Below are 16415 nucleotides of genomic sequence, written 5' to 3' on the forward strand. Positions count from 1 at the left end.
GCGCCGGGCTGCGGCGCGCCGCATCGCGCCACAGCCCGGCCCCCGCCCCGGTCTCGGCGCCCGGCCCCGGCTAGCGTCGCCGGCGCAGGTCGATCACCGTGCGCAGTTTCCCGCTGGTCGCCGTGTGCTCGAACGCGTCCCTGGCTACGGTCTGCACGGTCAGGGTCAGCAGCCCCTCCTCCACGGCTGAGGCGAGTTCCGTCACCTCACGAGCGAGAGCGGTCCGGGCGCTCTCGGGGTCGGTGGCGTACTGCTCGTCGAGGCGGACGGTCAGCCGTTCCCGGTCGGTGCCGGTCTCGACGACCATCTGTACCTCGCCGTGGTAAGCGAGTCGCTCCTGTGCCGCTTGGACGATGCGTCGGTAGTTGACGAAGTACGTGCCCACGCGTACGACGTCGCCGTAGCGGCCGAGCAGTTCCAGGCGGGGCACGTGGCTGCCGCACGCGCACGGTCCCGGCACGGCCCGGCCCAGGTCTCCGATCTCGTAGCGTTCCAGTCGCTGGCCGGCTCGTGCCCGGGAGGTGAACACGAGCCGTCCCGGCTCGCCCGGTGCCACCGACCGGTCCTCGTACGGGTCCAGGATCTCCAGTGTGTGCAGGTCGGTCAGTACGTGGTGGACGGAGCCCTCGGAGGAGGCGCACTGGTAGCCCAGGGGGCCGAGGTCGGTGCTGCCATAGGCCGCGGAGCGGATGACCCGAACTCCGAGCTCCTCGGTGAGGACGCGGCGTTGTTCAGCCGTGAAGTGCTCGCCGCCGTAGAAGACCTTCCGGATCCCGCCGTACGCGCGCAGCCGGTCGCCCTCGGCGTGCAGCAGCTGCCACAGGTAGGAGGGCATACCGAAGAGGGTGTCCGCGCCGTGGGCTATCAGTGCGTCGGCGACCATGGCGTGGTCGGGACCCGCGGCCATCGGGATCTGGGTGGCGTTCAGCCGTTCCAGGATGGAGAAGAAGCTGATGAAGCTGCCGTACATGCCGCCGCAGTAGAACAGGTTGGCCGCCCTGTCGTGGGCCGGGTCGAAGCCTGCGGTCAGCAGTCCGTCGGCCGCTGCAAGCATCTGGTTGTCGTAGTCGTCGCAGGTGAACACCGACAGCGCCGGAGCACCCGTCGAGCCTCCACTGCGGAAGTACAGGTGTGCGTGGCGCGGGTCCAGGGTGGCGAGGGCACGCTGTACGCCCTCCTTGCCCAGCAGCGGTGCGACGGGCGCGGGGGGCAGTACCGGCGCGGAGATCAGGTCGTCGGGGCAGGCGACGGTCGCGAAGTCCGTGTCCGTCGGGCGCAGGCTGATCCTGCGGCTGTAGCGCTGCAAGGCGTAGACACCGTCGTGCGGTTCGCCCTCGTAGCTTTCCAGCATGGAGCCGACCGGGGTGATGCGGGTGACACCCGCGGCGAACATCGCGCGGGAGAGGGCGGCCACCTCTGCGGGGTCGCCCGCGACCGCCGCCGTCTGCAGGTAGCGGCGCATGGGCCGCAGTGTCGCGGTGACCGCGTGCCGGGGCAGCGGTTTCACCAGGACGCTGCGGTGGAGCGGGGAGGCGTCGAGTGCGGGCCGGGTGTCGGCCAGGACCCGCCAGGAACCGTCCTCGGCGGCGAACACGCGGGTGAGGCCGAGGTGTTGTTCGAGCAGGGCGAGCTGCTGCACGGTGGTGATCTCGGCCTGCTCGGCCTGGCCGGGTGCGGGCGCGGGTCGCTCGCCGGAGACCTTCGCCAGCCGCTCGGCGAACCGGGCCGCGAACGCGAACAGTTCCTCGGTGCCCTCGGTGCCCTCGGTGCCCTCGGTGTCGAGGTAGATCACCTGCGGGCTTGAGCAGGCCTGCTGTTCCAGTCGGCAGACGTCCTCGGCGAGGGCGTCGAGGACGCCGTCCTCGGACGCGGCCCGCCGGGTCAGGTAGGCGAAGGAGATCCGGTGACCCCAGGCGACCACCCGGCAGCCGGGCCTGGCCAGTTCGTCGGCCGCGCGGACCGCGTCCTCGCCGCCCCACACCGCGATGGCGTCCGCCTGCTCGCACAGTGCCTCAAGCCACGCTCGGCGCGAGGACGGGAAACGCAGGGCGACGACGCGCTCGGCGATCAACCCGGAGGGATCGGCGGCACCGAGGGCGGCGAGCAGGTCCAGGGCGAGGTCCGAGTCCGAGCTGCTTGTCTTCAGCACGTTGACGTTGCCGGCCAGCAGCCCTTCGACGACGCTCAGCGGTGCCACGGCCGCGGCGTTGCCGGGCGCGATGTGCACCAGCAGACCGACCGGTGCCCACGCCTCGTACACCGTCTCGCGGGCGTCGGGCCGGGTGAGCCGTTCCGGGCGCAAGCCCCCCAGTTCCCGCCGCAGCTTGCGCTCCAGCGCCTCCCGGGTCAGCGCGGCCGCCAGTTCGCCCAGTACGGCCCGGGCCTGCCCGGCGGGCAGCTGACCGGCAAGCCGCACGTACAGCGCGGACGTGGGATCGGTCAGGTCGCGGCCGACCACGGCGCAGGCATCGAGCACCACGTCGGTGGGCAGGGGGCGGGTCAGGACCCGTCCGGCGAGCTCAGCCAGCGTGTCGAGCCGTCGGCCGGCCTCTGCCTCGTCGACGAACTCGCCCTGCCAGAGATGGAGTACGGAGGTGGTGGTCACGACATTCCCTTCATCAGTTCGGCGGCGGCGACGGCGCAGCTGCGGTTGCGGCTCACCCCGGCACGACCGTGCACGGTGAACCAGTCGGTGGACAGCGGGCACGGGCACTCCCCGCCCGGGTGCAGCGACGCGAGGTCGCCCATCACCACGCTGTGCGCGGGCACCGAGGTGATGTAGGGGCTGACCAGGTGCAGGAAGCCGCGTTCGCCGTACGGCAGCGGGCGCAGCGTCGCGGTGTCCCGCACCGCCGCGCGCGACCACACGGGCACATGCAGCCGGTGCTCGGCGCACTCGACGTAGGGCACGCAGTGCTCGACCGAGCCGAAGGTGTCGCGGACGCGGTCGCCGGGGATGCCGAGGCGTTCGGTCACTTCGGCGTAGAACGCGTCCTTGCCGATCTGCCGGTCGGCGTGGCCCTTCCAGCCGCCGCCGAGCACCACCAGGGAACCCTCGGGCAGCCGTAGCGGTGGCAGGCCCATCGCCCGCATCCGCTCCAGGGTGAAGTACAGAAACGCGGGGAAGCCCAGGATGCGCACCGGCACGTCGTCCTCGGCGTAGCGGTGGAGTGCCGCGATGCATCCGTTCACGTCGAACTCGTGGCCGGTGCCGGTGTGCCGCAGCGCGTGCGTGGTGTGCCGGGCCGGGGCGAAGTCGCACAGGTAGTTGTCGGTGAACGAGGTGCCCAGCTTCAGTGCCGGTGCCGGCTCGTAGCTGTACAGCAGGTAGTTCACCGGCTGGTCGGGGGTGATCCAGCCGTAGTGGTCGAAGATCCGGGCCACCATGCGCTGCGCCGAGCGGATGGTCCACTCGTCGAAGAACATCTGTGACTTCTGGCCGGAGGTGCCCGAGGAGGTCAGGTGCAGGAACACCTCCTCGCGCGGGACCGACAGCACCTCATGGCGTTTGAAGAACGCGGCGGGCACCAGCGGGGTGCGTACCCCGCTGCCGACGGTGGGCGCCGCGGCCTCGGCCGGGTCGCCGAGGAGGGCGGCGAAGAAGGGGGAGCGGCCGGCGTGCCAGGCGTTGGTCTCGGCCATCGCCGTGGCGAACAGCTCGTCGGCGGCCTCGCCATGGGCGTACGGCTCCGCCAGGTCGCACAACTGCTGTACGTGGCCGAGCGCCGCCGGGTCGGGGACCTCGACGGGAGCGAGATGGGGCTTCATCGGGACACCTCGTGAAGGGGCAGGTAGGTGGAGGTCCAGGCACTCAGGTAGGCGCCGAGGTACGGCCGGAGCAGCGGGCTGACGGCTGTCGTGCGGAAGTCGATCTGACGGCTGGTGCGCGAGAGCACCACGTAGTCGTGCAGGCGGTCGTGGATGCGCCGCATCGCCGGGTAGAGCGCGCTGGGTACGAAGCCCGAGGCGAGGAAGACCTCCAGGGCCTCGGTGTCGGCCAGCGGCAGCAGTGTCTCGGCGTAGTCGGCGCCCGCCCGGGTGAGCGTGACCATCAGCCCTTCGAGGGCTCCGGCCACAGCGGACGGGCGGGGGTGGACGGCGACCAGGGCGCAGCTGCCCGCGACCGGGTCGAGGTCGGCGTACGCCTCGAAGCTGCCGTCCGCGGCGGCCAGCACCGCGTTGGGCGTGTGCAGCGGGAAGAAGCGGTCGCCCGGCTGCGGGAAGAGCTCAAGGAAGCGCCGCCGCACGAAGCCGGGAGCCGTGATCAGCTCGATCGGCTCGGCCCCGGCGGCCGTGGGCACCGCTCCCCGGCCCGGGGCGCCCCGCGTGCTCCCGTAATCGATGCCGACACCGGTCGAGGCGGCGGCGAGCAGCGCCGACAACCCGTCCGGCACGGCAGCCACGGGTGCGCGCCGCTCCAGCACGCCGTCGGCGTAGCGGGCGAACAGCGCCAACGTCTCGCATCCGTCGACCTCGACGGCGTTCGGCAGCAGGCCGAGCGGCCGGAAACCGTTGCGCACGACGACGTGCTGAGGGCCCGCCGTGACCACGCGGACGGTGGCGTACACCGAGTCCAGGCGGCCGGTGCCGAACGCCTCCTCGCACACCGCGCCGGTCAGCCGGGAGGCCAGCCCGCCGCCGCGGTGGCCGGGGTGCACCGCGAGGCCGACCAGCTTGCCGATGCGGCTGCCCGGCTCGGTGACGACGACGGCGGAGCCGACCAGGGCGCCACCGGGCGCACGGGCGGTGAGCCAGTGCGCGGTGCCGTCCGTGATCAGCCGGCGCATGACGGCCGGGTCGCTGCCGAGCGGCACCGGATAGCCGTGGCCGTACACCTCGAAGTACAACTGCCGCAGGTCCGCGATGTCCTGGACGTGTGCGGGGGAGAGGACGACGGTCATGACGCGTCTCCCGCCGGTACCGTCGCCGGTGCGGCGGCCGCCCGCCGCGCGGCGCCGTCGGCACGGCCGCCGAGCCACCACAACGCCAGCGCCACGGGCACGAGCCCGGCGCCCTGAGCCAGGCACAGCGTCCGGGCGTTCAGATGGTCGCCCAGCGCGCCGAACACGAGTGACGACACGGGGAACGTCGCGCCCAGCAGCGCCTGCATGACGGCGAAGAAGCCAGGCTTGTCGTCGGCGGGTACCAGCCGTTGGAACAGTGCCACGAACCGCACGCCGATCACTCCGACGCACCAGCCGGCCACGGCCATCGAACCGGCCGCCGCCGCGGGGTGGGCGAACAGGCCCGGCACTCCGAGGGCCGCCGCCATCACCGCCAGGCACACGCTGCCCACGGCGACCGGGCGGCCAGGCAGGCGACCGCCGGTGAACGACCCGACCAGAGTGCCCGCACCGAGGGCCGCCTCCAGCGAGGCGACCATCGAGCCGCTCGCGTGCAGCACCTCCCGGGTGTACAGCGGCATCACCACGTAGACGGCCGTGGTGAAGACGTTGGCGGCGGCGAAGCAGACCAGGACACGGCGGATGAACGGCAGTCCGGCCAGTACTTGGCGCAGCGTGCGCCGTCCTGGGGCCGCGCCGGCCGCGGGTGCGTCCGGCACCGCGGGGTGCGGGAAACGCGCGGAGGCGACCAGCAGGGCGGCGAGCAGGTACGCGGCAGCGCAGGCGGCGACGACGGTGGCCAGCGAGCCGGCGTCGACGACGAGCGGGCCGAGCAGGCCGCCGCACAGGCCGGCCATGGACTGCGTGGACAGTTCGAAGCCGGTGGCCGCCTCGATGTCGGCGTCCTCGACGAGTTCCGGCACCGACGTGGTCAGGCACGGATCGAACACCGCCTGACACCCGGCCAGCGCCAGCCCGACCCCGTAGGCGGCGACCACGGGCAGCGTGCCGGCGTGGGCCACGACGGCGGCCGCCGCGGCCACCACGCCCGCGGCGGCCGCCGCACCGGCCAGCACCGTGCGGTGCGCGTGCCGTTCGACGATGCGGGCGACCACGGAGGCGAGCGCCACCGCGGGCAGGGTGCTCACCATGAGGAAGAGGCCCGAGTCGAGACCGCGGTGCGGGCCGCCCGCGTACCCCACGAGCCACCAGACCACGCCGACCTGGAACATCCTGCCTGCGGCCTGGGTGAGCAGCTGACCGGCCCAGACCCTCCCGAAGGAGGGGTTGCGCAGGACCAGCGGCAGGCGCCGCGCGGGCGCGGGCGTCGCGCTCACGAGTGCGGCCGTTCGTCGAGCACCCGGACGAGCTTGCCGGAGCGGGAGTTGACCGCCAGGTCGCGGTGCCGCACCCACTCGACGGCGAGCGGGTTCACGTGCCCGGCGGTCGTGGCGTCGGCGTAGAACGGGCGCTGGGCCAGCACCCCCGCCACGACGGCCGCACCCAACCCGGCATGTCCAGCAGTGGGTTCGGCGACCGCGAGCCGCAGCACGAGACCGTCCCGGCCGTCCCGGCGTCGCACGACGAGCTGGACACCGGTCACCTCGCCCGAGGTGTCGGCGGCCGTGACGACGTCGTGGACGTCCTCGGTGTGCAGGGAGACGGGGCCGACCCGCACACCCTCCTCGGCGCGCCCGAGGATGCGGAAGACACCGGCGTCCCGGTCCACCCACTCCGCCCGGTCGCCCGCCGGGTAGCGCAGGATGGGCATGAGCCGACGGCACAGGCTGGTGACGACCAGCCGCCCCGGCACACCGTCGCCGTCGACGGGCCGGTCGCTGTCGTCGCGGAGGATCTCGACGAGTGTGTCGGGGGTGAACGCCCGGTGCACCCGCGGGTCCTCGCCGGGCACGGCTGCTCCGAGGAGCCCGGCGTCGACGCTCGCATAACCGAGGGAGCGAGGCTCGGCCTTCGGGAACGCGGCCTTCAGCAGCGGAAGTTGGTCGCCGAAGAGGCATTCTCCGCCGAAGAACAGGATCTCCACGTCCGGAAGCGTCCGCCCGGCGCGGGTGAGGCGCTCGGCGAGCGAGCACAGGGTGGTCGGTGTGCCGGCGACGACCTGGACCCGGAACTCCTCCAGGGCGGCCGCGGTCGATTCCCAGGGCGCCGCGCCGCCGATGGGCAGGCGGACGTTGGCGACGGGGGAGCGGTGCAGCGAGTCGAGGACGAAGCTGAAGCTCGCGTACAGGTCACCCGCGTAGAAGAGGTCCGCCACCCGATGGCCAGGGCGCAGTCCGGCGGGGACCAGCCCGGCGCCGAACGTGGCGGTGAACTCCCGCCACTCCGTGCGGGTGTAGTAGGAGAACTTCGGCGATCCCGTGGTTCCGCCGCTGCGGAACACGACGGCTTCGTCCAGTGGAGCGGTCAGCAGCCGGTTGTCCCGGGGCGAATTGGCCCGCCAGAATTCGGCCTGCGGCACCACCGGAAGGTCCGTGACATGAGCCACTTCATCGGGGAGCGGGGAGTAGAGCTCACGGTAGAAGGGGGAGTTTCGGCGGGCGAAACGTATGAGCTCCGCGATTGGTTGAACGGGCATCAATTCCTGCTCGAAGACGTGAGCCGTCGGCAGGGAAAAGGCCGACGGGCGCGACGGAGGAGATCCGGTGACACGGACCGGGTCGCGAGGGATGTGAAGAAAGAGAGCGCGCCGCAGGTGAGCGGGGCGTCCACAGAACAAGCGTATCTCACCATTCGGACCACCACTTGCGCCAACTGGCGCTTTATGGAAGGGGCTTGAATGCCTGTGGATGCATTTGGCGAGCCTTCGGTTCCGCCGGAACCGGAGACGGTGGTCACAACAATGGCGCGGATATAAAGGCATGTTGAGGAAGACTCAAGCAGGACTTATGGAGTGGCGCTCGCCTAGGTAGCCAGGGCGGAATGCGCCGTGCCGGATCAGCTTGGCGAACTCGCACAGGCCCGCCCGCGCGAAGAAGCTGGCTCGCTCGGGTCGCGGTGGTCAGGTCTGGCGTGTGTGCATGGGGTTGTTGGCGATCTCGTCCGGGCATGTGCGGCGCGGGCGGCGTTCGTGCCGGTCGCGGCCCCAGTCGAACAGAGCGAGGAACAGGGCGGCTGCCATGCCGGCGAGGGCGGCGGCCAGGGTGACGACGAGGGCACCGCGATAGTCGCCGCTTCTGCCGAGCACCAGGTAGAAGAGGCCCGGCAGGGCCGCGGTGCCCACCGCGGCGCCGAGCCGCTGGCCGGTCTGCAGGGCGCCTCCCGCCGCGCCCGCCATGCGTACGGGAACGTCGCGCAGAGTCATGGTGAGGTTCGGGGAGACGACGAAGCCGCTGCCGATGCCGCCGAGGAGCAGGACCGGGGCGGCCAGCCAGGGAGCGGTGTGGACGGGGGCGTAGCGGAGCAGCAGCGCGGTGCCGCCCAGGCCGAGGATCACGCCGGTGAGGCCACAGACGGTGAGCAGTCGGCCGAAGCGTTCGACCAGCCTGCCCGCGACGACGGCCGCGCTCGCGGAGCCGACGGCGAAGGGGGTCACGGCCAGGCCCGACCTGAGCGGTGAGAAGCCGAGGCCGTGCTGGTAGAAGAGGGCGAAGACGAGCCAGACCCCGCTGAAGCCGATGAAGTACAGCGTGCCGACGCCCGCGCCGACGGCGTAACCGCGCACAGTGCTGAACAGCCGCGGGTCGAGCAGCGGCTGGCCGCCCCGGGCGACCAGCCGGCGCTGCCGATGGACGAAGGCGGCGAGCACCGCGGCGGCGACCGGGAACAGCCACCACAGGCTGGCGATGCCGCCTGAGTCCGCCTGGACCAGCGGGTACATCAGCGCGAGGACCCCGGCGCCGAGGAGCAGCACCCCGGGCACGTCGACGTGTGCCCGGCCGGAGCGCCGGGTGTGGGGCAGCAGGCGGCGGCCCAGGAGGACTGCCAGGACGCCGATGGGCAGGTTGACGTAGAAGATCCACCGCCAGCCCTGGTCGCCGGAGGTCAGGGCCAGGATGGCGCCGCCGGTGATCGGGCCGGCGGCGGCGGATATGCCCACCGTGCCGCCGAAGAATCCGAAGGCCCGGCCGCGTTCGGCGCCGCGGAACATCTGCTGGATCAGCGCGGAGTTCTGGGGCGCCATGAAGCCGGCCGCCAGGCCCTGCGCGAGGCGGGCCACGACCAGCAGTGTGATGTCGGGGGCCGATCCGCAGGCCGCGCTGCAGATCACGAAGCCGCTCAGGGACAGCAGGAAGATGCGGCGCCGGTCGAGGGCGTCCCCGAGCCGGCCGGCGGTGACGAGGGCGAGAGCGAAGGTGAGGGCGTACCCCGACACCACCCACTGCACCTGCGCGGGGGAAGCGTGCAGGTCACGCTGGATGGTGGGCAGCGCCACCGCCACGATCGTCACGTCGAGCAGGCTCATGAAGCCGGCCACCAGAGTCACCCACAGGGCCCGCCACCGGCGCGGATCCGGCTCGTACCCGGCCTCCTGGGCGCCCGGTTCCCGGCCGCCCGCTGCCGCCGACTTCGTCACCTGGGCTCCTCTCACCGGGGGCCGCACCCCGGGCGAGCCAAGTTCCCCCACCGGGCGTGGGACACACCCGGGTCGGCAGCCCGGACGCCTGCGGGTGGGAAGCCCGCACCCAATCCATCCTGCGCCCGACGGCGCTCCCGGACGACTCCGGCCGCCGCGCCGCGAGCCCGGACCTCGGTACCGTCGGTGGTCTGCGCCAGGCCCACCGTGAAGGTCCGCCCCGAGCGAGCGCCGACCGGCCACGGTCGACTCACGCGGCGTGCTGTGAACGGTCGGTTCAGGGCTTGAGGAGCGCCTTGATGGCGCGCCGTTCGTCCATGGCCCGGTAGGCGTCGGCGACCTGTTCGAGCGGCAGGGTGAGGTCGAAGACCCTGCCGGGGTTGATGCGGCCGGTGAGCACGCGATCGATCAGGTCGGGGAGGAACTCGCGGACGGGGGCGGGGCCGCCGCGCAGGCCGACGTGGGAGTAGAACAGTTCGGTGCCGTCGACCGCCACACCGTGCGGGACGCCGACGAAGCCGACGTTGCCGCCGGGCCGTGTCGAGCGCAGCGCCTGGTGCATCGACTCCTGTGTGCCCACACACTCCAGGACCCGGTCGGCGCCGATCCCGCCGGTCATCTCCTCGATGCGGGCGATGCCCTCCTCGCCGCGTTCGGCGACGATGTCGGTGGCCCCGAACTCCCGGGCCAGCTTCTGCCTGGCCTCGTGCCGGGACATGGCGATGATCCGTGCCGCTCCCAGTTCCCTGGCGGCGATGACCGCGCACAGGCCGACCGCGCCGTCGCCGACCACCGCGACCGTGTCGCCGGGCCGCACCTCGGCGGCAACCGCCGCGTACCAGCCGGTGCCCATCACGTCGGAGCAGGCCAGCAGACTGGGAATGTGCTCCTCGGCCGGCTGGTCGGGCGTGGCGACCAGGGTGCCGTCCGCGAGCGGAATGCGGATCTTCTCGGCCTGGCAGCCGCCCGCGCCCACGAACTCGCGGTGCAGGCAGTTGCTCTGGTAGCCGTTGCGACAGTTGGCGCAGGTGTTGTCGGAGGCGAAGAAGGAGCCGATGACGAAGTGACCCGGCCGCAGTGTCTTCACATCGCTGCCGACTTCCTCGACGATGCCGACGTACTCGTGGCCGAACGGGGTCGGCTGCTCGACCGGGTTGATGCCGCGGTAGTCCCACAGATCCGAGCCGCACACACAGGTCGCGGCGGTGCGGATGACCGCATCCGTCGGATTGATGATCTCCGGGTCGGCACGCTCCTCGAAGCGCACGTCTCCGGGAGCGTGAAGAACGGCTCCGCGCATGATGGTGCTCCTTAAAGGTTGTCCGGGTTCGGATCAGCGGCGGGTGCTCATGCGCGGGCCGGCGTATTCGTCGTCGCCGATGTGCTCGAGCCAGTCGACCTCATCGGTCTCCCACAGCGCGATGTGCGTCATGAAGTGGTCCGGCGCGGCACCGTGCCAGTGCTCCTCGCCGGGCGGCGTCCAGATCACGTCGCCCGGACGGGCTTCGAGGATCTCGCCGCCGCGAGACTGGATCAGGGCGACGCCCTCCACGATGTAGAGGGTCTGGCCCAGGCCATGGCTGTGCCAGGCGGTCCGGGCGCCGGGCGCGAAGCGCACCGCGTTCGCGCGGGCGCGGGATGGCTCCTCACCGCGGTAGATCACGTCCGCCCACGCGTCGCCGGTGAACCACTGGGCAGGGAGCTTCATCGTCGGCTGCTTGTCCAACAATTCCATAGGGTGGTTCTCCTTGTCGTAGGACGCCTGGTCAGGCGGTGGCCTGCTCGTCGGCGACCTGTTTGAGAAGGGTGATCGCGGTCATGGCGTTCGGCCATCCCGCGTAGAAGGCGAGGTGCGTGATCGCCTCGGACAGCTCCTCCACGCTCAGCCCGTTCCCCAGGGCCACGCGCAGGTGGTAGCCGAGCTGTTCGCCGCGGTAGAGCGCGGCCAGCACGCTCACGGTCACCAGGCTGCGATCCCGCGGGCAGAGCCCGGGCCGCTCCCAGACGTCGCCGAAGAGAACCTCGTTGGTGACCTCGACGAGCTTGGGCGCGATACCGGCCAGCTCCTGGGGCGCGGACTGCTTCGCCATAGGGCGACTCCTTCAGTCGCGAGCGGTATGGAACCGGGCACTCCCACTCTGTGGTCGGATGCCCGTCCCGGCAGCCCGGGGCCTCGCCTCCGGGGTGCCCGCCGGGGGCCGCAGCAGCGGCCCCTACCGAGGAAACCGCAGGTCACGCGCGTGTGGAAGGTACGGCCGTTACAGGTACTGACAGAACCCCCCTCGTCCGCGGCCGCCCGCCTAGCCTGGAACGCGTGAGTACCGAAGGTGACATCCGCGGTTTCCTGGCCTCCCGCCGCGCCAAGATCACACCGCAGCAGGCCGGACTTCCCGCGTACGGCGGCAACCGGCGCGTGCCCGGGCTGCGCCGCGAGGAAGTCGCGATGCTCGCCGGTGTCAGCGTCGACTACTACGTCCGCCTGGAACGCGGCCACCTCGCCGGAGCCTCCGAGGAAGTCCTGGGCGCCGTCGCCAATGCCCTGCGGCTCGACGAGGCCGAACGCGCCCACCTCCACGACCTGGCCCGAGCCGTCGCCAGACGTCCCGCCCGCCGTACCAAACGAGTCCGAGGCCCGCTCCCGGACAGTGTCCTGCGCGTCCTTCACTCCATGACCGACTCCCCGGCCTTCATCCGCAACGGCCGCCTCGACATCCTCGCCGTCAACCGACTCGGCCACGCCCTGTACTCTCCGCTGTTCACCGATGAGGCCCCGCGCCCGGTCAACATCGCCCGCTTCCAGTTCCTGAACCCGAGCGGCCGGGATCTCTTCCCCGACTGGGAGCAGTCCGTGAACACGACGGTGGCCCTGCTGCGCACCGAGGCCGGACGGGCTCCCGGCGACAGCGACCTGACCGGGCTGATCGGTGAGCTCGTCACCCGCAACGAGGAGTTCCGCACCGCGTGGGCCAAGCACAACGTGCGCCTGCACCACACCGGCCGCAAAGCCTTCCGCCACCCGGCCGTCGGTGAGATCACCCTGGACTTCGACGCCATGGAACTGCCCGCGCAGCCCGGCCTGACCCTGACCGCGTACAGCGCCACCCCGCACACCCCGGCCCATGACACACTGCGGCTGCTGGCCACATGGGCGGCCACCGAAGACGCCTCCGCACCTGCAGACACGGAGCGCGCCGGCAGCCACTGAACCGTTCCCCCGGCCGCCGGATGCCGTGATCGGCACCCGCGACGGCAACAGGATCTTCGAAGCCCGCGCCGGCCGGACCGTCGGTTGCCCTCCCGCCGCGGAGCACTGGCACGGCGCCGCCCCCGACCGCTTCACGGACCGCATCGCCCTGTGGGAGGGCACCGGCGACGACACCCCGGGGACCTGGTGGGCCGAGCCCGTCACCGAACAGCAGTACGACGGCCCCCGCACCCGCGGCCACGAGTGGCCGGTGCGCCGTGGACGGGATTCGCTCCCGTCCACGGCCACCGGACTGTTTCGCCCTCGTGTCTACTGGCCGTTGACCGGGCCGCCACCCGCTATGCCCTGGTCGTGCTGGTGGAATTTGTGCCGCCCCTTGGTGGTGGTCTCGGTTGTCGTGCTCTTGGTGGTCGTGGTGCCGCGCCGCGTCTTGGTGGTCGTGGTCGTCTCGGTGGTCCTGGTCGTCGTGGTGCCGTGACGGTTCTTGGTGGTGGTCTCGGTCGTGGTGGTCTTGGTGGTGGAGGAGCCGTGGCCGTGCGGGCCGTGGAACGCTGTCGCGGGTGCGGCGTGCGCCGGGGTGGCGGCGAAGGCGCCGGCCGGGATCAGGGCACCGCCCACCGCCAGGCCGGTCGTGGCCACCAGCAGGGCCAGACGACGCTTGTGGGAGATACGGGGGGTGGTGACGGTGGCAGACATCAGAGGTGCTCCTTCATCCATAGGGGGGAGGTACCGGCCGGGGCCGGTGGGGAGGGGCTGTCCTGTCCGGCGGCCCCGCTGCATCCAGTAGGCCCGCTGCCTGCCCAGCCCGTCATGACACTCCATGTCGGGACTTGACAGATGCGCGGCGTTGCGGATGGGGCGGGCACACGGCAAGACCGCCGCTCGGGGACACGGGCGTGCACGCGCGCATCGGTGGCGGCGCGGGGAAGGTTCCCGGCACCAGTTGTTCGGTCACCGGGGAAGTGCCGACGGGCAGGTGCCGACGTCGGCGCCGGTCTTGATAATGCTTTGATCCGCCGCGGTTCGAGCGGAACACTGTCGCGGTGCTGCGCCTGGCCGAAAGACCGCCAGAGCGTGCCGGATTCGACGTCCCGGGAGGGTCCGCCCATGCCAGACCTCGTGCCTGCCTTACCTCCGGGCTACCGGGCAGCCCCGGCGACGGCCCATGACATCAGCGCCATTCATCGTCTCGTCTCGGCCTGCGAGCGCGAATTGCACGGACGAGTGCGGACCGACCCCGGGGCCATCGCTGCCGTCTTCGCCCGGCCGGGACTGATCCCCGAGCTGGACACCCTGCTGATCCACGACCAGGCGGGTCGGCCGGCCGCTCGTGCCTGGGTGAACCGGCGCTCCGAAGTGGACGTCCACCCCCGGCATCGGGGCCGCGGTCTGGGCACCGCGCTCCTGGACTGGACCGAGGCCAGGGCCCGTCAGGCAGGGAGCGGGCAGATCGTCCAGACCGTCCCGGACGACGACACGCATGCCGTCGCACTGCTGCGCTCGCGCGGATACGAGCCGATGGTGACCGAATGGCTGCTGGAGTTCGCCATGCCCGACGAGCCGGCGGTACCCGAACCGCCTGCGGGCGTCACGGTGAGGCCGTTTCGCTCCGGTGACGAGCATGCCGCGCACCAACTCATCGAGGATGCCTTCGACGAATGGCAACAGCGGCGCGAGTCCTATTCCGAGTGGGCGCAACACACCGTCGAACACCCCACTTTCGCCCCCGCGATGTCGGCGTTGGCGTTCAGCGGCACCCAACTGGTCGGCGCCGCCCTATCGTTGGACCTACCGGAGAGCGGCGATGGCTACATCGAGGAGGTCGCCGTACACCGTGACCACCGCAACCAGGGCATCGCCCGCCTGCTGCTGCGTCATGTCTTCCGCGCCTTCCACCGGCAGGGCCGGCGGACCTGCACGCTCGCGACGCACTCCGATACCGGGGCGCTCGCCCTGTACCTACGTGTGGGCATGACGGTTCGACACAGCTCCACGGTCTACCGCAAGAGCCTGCGGCCCGCTCAGTGAGGTGGGCGCGCCGTCACTCGCGGACGGACGCGATCAGGACGGTGGGGGAGCCGGCCCTCAAGCGGCCGACCCGCCGACGGTGCGACACGGCGGTGTCAGTCGCCCGCGGAATGGCGCGCGGGCCGACGCAGCAGCCACTGCCCGAAGGTCCGGCGTGGGGGCCTAACCACCACGCGGCCGTGAGCCTTCTGGCCGACCAGCTCCACGCGCAACCTGACCGGCGTGCCGGGAGCGGACGGAACCTGGCGGTGCTTGACCTTTCCGTGCACCAGCTGAAGGCCGTCGGTGTCGACCTCGATGCCCGGTCCGGTGACCAGTGTCAGTGTCTTGCCCGTCATGGCCACGTCGATACACAGGGTGTCGTGCGTGATCACGGCGTCGGTGAAGTCGAGCGTCACCTCGCAGAACGTCACCGCGAGCTCCAGCCTGCGCGGCACCACCCAGCGTCCCGCGCGCTCGACGGGGCCGCTGTGGACCTGCTCGATCCGGATCACGTCCTTGACCTCGGCACCCATCACACCGGCGGGCGGCAGGTCGGCGGTGAGCGGGGCCAGCTCGCCCAGTGTCCGTGCCGACAGGGCGGCTTCCAGGCGCTCGTCCAGTTCGTCCGCGCTCAGCAGGCCGTCTCCCGCCGCGATCCGCAGCACGTCCACCACCCGGTCACGGTCCGCGTGAGAGGCACGCAGCCCGGGCGACGAGCCGTCGCCGGGGCGCTGCCCGGTGGGTGAGATCTCTCCCGACATGTTTCCGTCCTGCTCCGATCGTGGTGGAACCCGGACCCGACCCGGACCTGGACCGGGTTCTGTTCCTGGTCCTGGCCGTCCTGGACCTGTCGAACGTCTCCGCGCGGCGCGGTCGGCGACGCGAGGAGAAGACTAGCGCTATATCGCGACATGAATCCGGTCGGGCGCCCCTTCACCCCAAGGGGGCGATGCCAGCGGGCACGCAGCACCGGTTCGCCGCGCTCCCCTGGGTAGGGTCGGGGCGTGGATGGCAGCAACACATACCCGGACGGCGCCTTCGCCGGGCAGGCGCCGGGCGGGCTGCCGGCCGGGGCGGCCCGGAGGCTGTGGTGGGCGTCGGCCGCCGTGGTCCTCACCGTCCTCGGCACCTCGGTGCTCGTCGCCGGGGCGGAACACGGCCCGCGCCTGCCCGCGGCCGTGATCCTGGTCCTTACGCAGGTCTGCGCCCTGAGATGGCAGACGCGTGCCCCGGCCGCCGTGCTGGCCGTGAACGCGGTGACGGGGCTGGCGGTGTGGGCGCTGCTGCCCGCGGTGACCCTCACCGGGGCGCTGCTCGCGGCGCAGATCACCCTGTGCGTGCTGTCGGCCACCAGGCCGCGCCGGATTTCGGTACGAGCGCTGGCGGCGATGTGCCTGCCGGCCCCGCTGGCCTTTCGCGCGGGTGGCCCCGCCGGCCTGGCCGTCTACCTCCTGACGGTGGCTCTGGCGTGGATGGCGGGCCAGTGGCGCAGGGCGCAGCAGGAACGGACGAGAGCGGAGACGCGCCGGGCCGTGGTCGAGGAACGCGCACGGATCGCACGCGAGGTCCACGACGTCGTCGCCCACACCCTGTCGGTGATGGTCGTCCAGGCGGCCGCGGCCGACGACGTGTTCATCCAGAAACCCGACCAGGCCCGCCAGGCATTGCGCGCCATCGAAACAGGTGCCCGCTCGGCACTCGGCGAACTACGCCTGCTGCTACGCGCGTTCGGCCCCGACGCGGCCGACGACGGCGCGGACGGGACGGCTGTGACGACGGGCGGAGCGGCCGGAGCGAGCGGGGTGGCCGAGGTGGCCGGGGC

General features: G+C 72.0%; 14 protein-coding genes. 3 read left to right on the forward strand and 11 right to left on the reverse strand.

Annotated elements, in window-relative coordinates; genetic code table 11:
• Nucleotides 1–70: 70 nt before the first annotated feature.
• The 9 genes from V7E45_RS08600 to V7E45_RS08640 form a co-directional block, all read right to left on the reverse strand.
• Complete coding sequence (locus V7E45_RS08600; RefSeq protein ID WP_333773495.1) at nt 71–2605, reverse strand: acyl-CoA reductase; 2535 nt, start codon at nt 2603–2605, stop codon at nt 71–73.
• Complete coding sequence (locus V7E45_RS08605; RefSeq protein WP_333773496.1) at nt 2602–3768, reverse strand: LuxE/PaaK family acyltransferase; 1167 nt, start codon at nt 3766–3768, stop codon at nt 2602–2604. The genes V7E45_RS08600 and V7E45_RS08605 overlap by 4 nt, the downstream gene beginning before the upstream one ends.
• Nucleotides 3765–4901 (reverse strand): GNAT family N-acetyltransferase, encoded by a 1137-nt coding sequence (locus V7E45_RS08610; protein WP_333773497.1) that lies wholly within the window; start codon nt 4899–4901, stop codon nt 3765–3767. Before V7E45_RS08610 ends, V7E45_RS08605 begins: the two co-directional genes overlap by 4 nt.
• Entirely contained in the window at nt 4898–6181 is a 1284-nt protein-coding gene (locus V7E45_RS08615) for an MFS transporter (RefSeq protein ID WP_333773498.1), read from the reverse strand. The genes V7E45_RS08610 and V7E45_RS08615 overlap by 4 nt, the downstream gene beginning before the upstream one ends.
• Nucleotides 6178–7440, reverse strand: a complete 1263-nt coding sequence (locus V7E45_RS08620) for a phenylacetate--CoA ligase family protein (protein WP_333773499.1) — start codon at nt 7438–7440, stop codon at nt 6178–6180. The genes V7E45_RS08615 and V7E45_RS08620 overlap by 4 nt, the downstream gene beginning before the upstream one ends.
• Before the next feature lie 423 nt (nt 7441–7863).
• A complete protein-coding gene (locus V7E45_RS08625) occupies nt 7864–9378 on the reverse strand; it encodes an MFS transporter (protein ID WP_333773500.1) in 1515 nt (504 codons plus the stop codon).
• A gap of 277 nt (nt 9379–9655) precedes the next feature.
• Entirely contained in the window at nt 9656–10678 is a 1023-nt protein-coding gene (locus V7E45_RS08630) for a zinc-dependent alcohol dehydrogenase family protein (RefSeq protein ID WP_333773501.1), read from the reverse strand.
• Nucleotides 10679–10711: 33 nt separating this feature from the next.
• Complete coding sequence (locus V7E45_RS08635) at nt 10712–11113, reverse strand: (R)-mandelonitrile lyase (protein ID WP_333773502.1); 402 nt, start codon at nt 11111–11113, stop codon at nt 10712–10714.
• Nucleotides 11114–11144: 31 nt separating this feature from the next.
• Nucleotides 11145–11468 carry a carboxymuconolactone decarboxylase family protein gene (locus tag V7E45_RS08640; protein ID WP_333773503.1) on the reverse strand — a complete coding sequence of 108 codons (324 nt, stop codon included), beginning with the start codon at nt 11466–11468 and terminating at the stop codon, nt 11145–11147.
• 224 nt (nt 11469–11692) lie between these two features.
• Here V7E45_RS08640 and V7E45_RS08645 point away from each other — a divergent pair, with 224 nt between their 5' ends.
• A complete protein-coding gene (locus tag V7E45_RS08645) occupies nt 11693–12583 on the forward strand; it encodes a helix-turn-helix transcriptional regulator (protein WP_333773504.1) in 891 nt (296 codons plus the stop codon).
• Between the two features lie 309 nt (nt 12584–12892).
• Here the strand turns inward: V7E45_RS08645 and V7E45_RS08650 are convergent, their stop codons facing one another.
• Nucleotides 12893–13279 carry a hypothetical protein gene (locus V7E45_RS08650; protein WP_333773505.1) on the reverse strand — a complete coding sequence of 129 codons (387 nt, stop codon included), beginning with the start codon at nt 13277–13279 and terminating at the stop codon, nt 12893–12895.
• A gap of 411 nt (nt 13280–13690) precedes the next feature.
• Here V7E45_RS08650 and V7E45_RS08655 point away from each other — a divergent pair, with 411 nt between their 5' ends.
• Nucleotides 13691–14611, forward strand: a complete 921-nt coding sequence (locus V7E45_RS08655; RefSeq protein WP_333773506.1) for a GNAT family N-acetyltransferase — start codon at nt 13691–13693, stop codon at nt 14609–14611.
• 95 nt (nt 14612–14706) lie between these two features.
• Here V7E45_RS08655 and V7E45_RS08660 read toward each other — a convergent pair whose 3' ends face one another.
• On the reverse strand, nt 14707–15354 hold the full coding sequence (locus V7E45_RS08660) for a DUF1707 SHOCT-like domain-containing protein (RefSeq protein ID WP_333773507.1): 648 nt from the start codon (nt 15352–15354) through the stop codon (nt 14707–14709).
• A 243-nt stretch (nt 15355–15597) separates the two neighbouring features.
• On the opposite strand from V7E45_RS08660, the gene V7E45_RS08665 reads away from it, so the two are divergent.
• Nucleotides 15598–16415, forward strand: an 818-nt coding sequence (locus V7E45_RS08665) for a sensor histidine kinase (RefSeq protein ID WP_333773508.1), incomplete at its 3' end; no start/stop codon positions are given.

This window comes from Streptomyces sp. IBSBF 3136 (genome assembly GCF_036815105.1).
Classification (GTDB): domain Bacteria; phylum Actinomycetota; class Actinomycetes; order Streptomycetales; family Streptomycetaceae; genus Streptomyces.

What these genes read in the sequence shown, in the direction of transcription:
- V7E45_RS08605 (WP_333773496.1), bottom strand. Translation starts at nt 3,768, where the DNA reads ATGAAGCCCCATCTCGCTCCCGTCGAGGTCCCCGACCCGGCGGCGCTC.
- V7E45_RS08610 (WP_333773497.1), bottom strand. Translation starts at nt 4,901, where the DNA reads ATGACCGTCGTCCTCTCCCCCGCACACGTCCAGGACATCGCGGACCTG.
- V7E45_RS08620 (WP_333773499.1), bottom strand. Translation starts at nt 7,440, where the DNA reads ATGCCCGTTCAACCAATCGCGGAGCTCATACGTTTCGCCCGCCGAAAC.
- V7E45_RS08630 (WP_333773501.1), bottom strand. Translation starts at nt 10,678, where the DNA reads ATGCGCGGAGCCGTTCTTCACGCTCCCGGAGACGTGCGCTTCGAGGAG.
- V7E45_RS08635 (WP_333773502.1), bottom strand. Translation starts at nt 11,113, where the DNA reads ATGGAATTGTTGGACAAGCAGCCGACGATGAAGCTCCCTGCCCAGTGG.
- V7E45_RS08640 (WP_333773503.1), bottom strand. Translation starts at nt 11,468, where the DNA reads ATGGCGAAGCAGTCCGCGCCCCAGGAGCTGGCCGGTATCGCGCCCAAG.
- V7E45_RS08650 (WP_333773505.1), bottom strand. Translation starts at nt 13,279, where the DNA reads ATGTCTGCCACCGTCACCACCCCCCGTATCTCCCACAAGCGTCGTCTG.
- V7E45_RS08655 (WP_333773506.1), top strand. Translation starts at nt 13,691, where the DNA reads ATGCCAGACCTCGTGCCTGCCTTACCTCCGGGCTACCGGGCAGCCCCG.
- V7E45_RS08660 (WP_333773507.1), bottom strand. Translation starts at nt 15,354, where the DNA reads ATGTCGGGAGAGATCTCACCCACCGGGCAGCGCCCCGGCGACGGCTCG.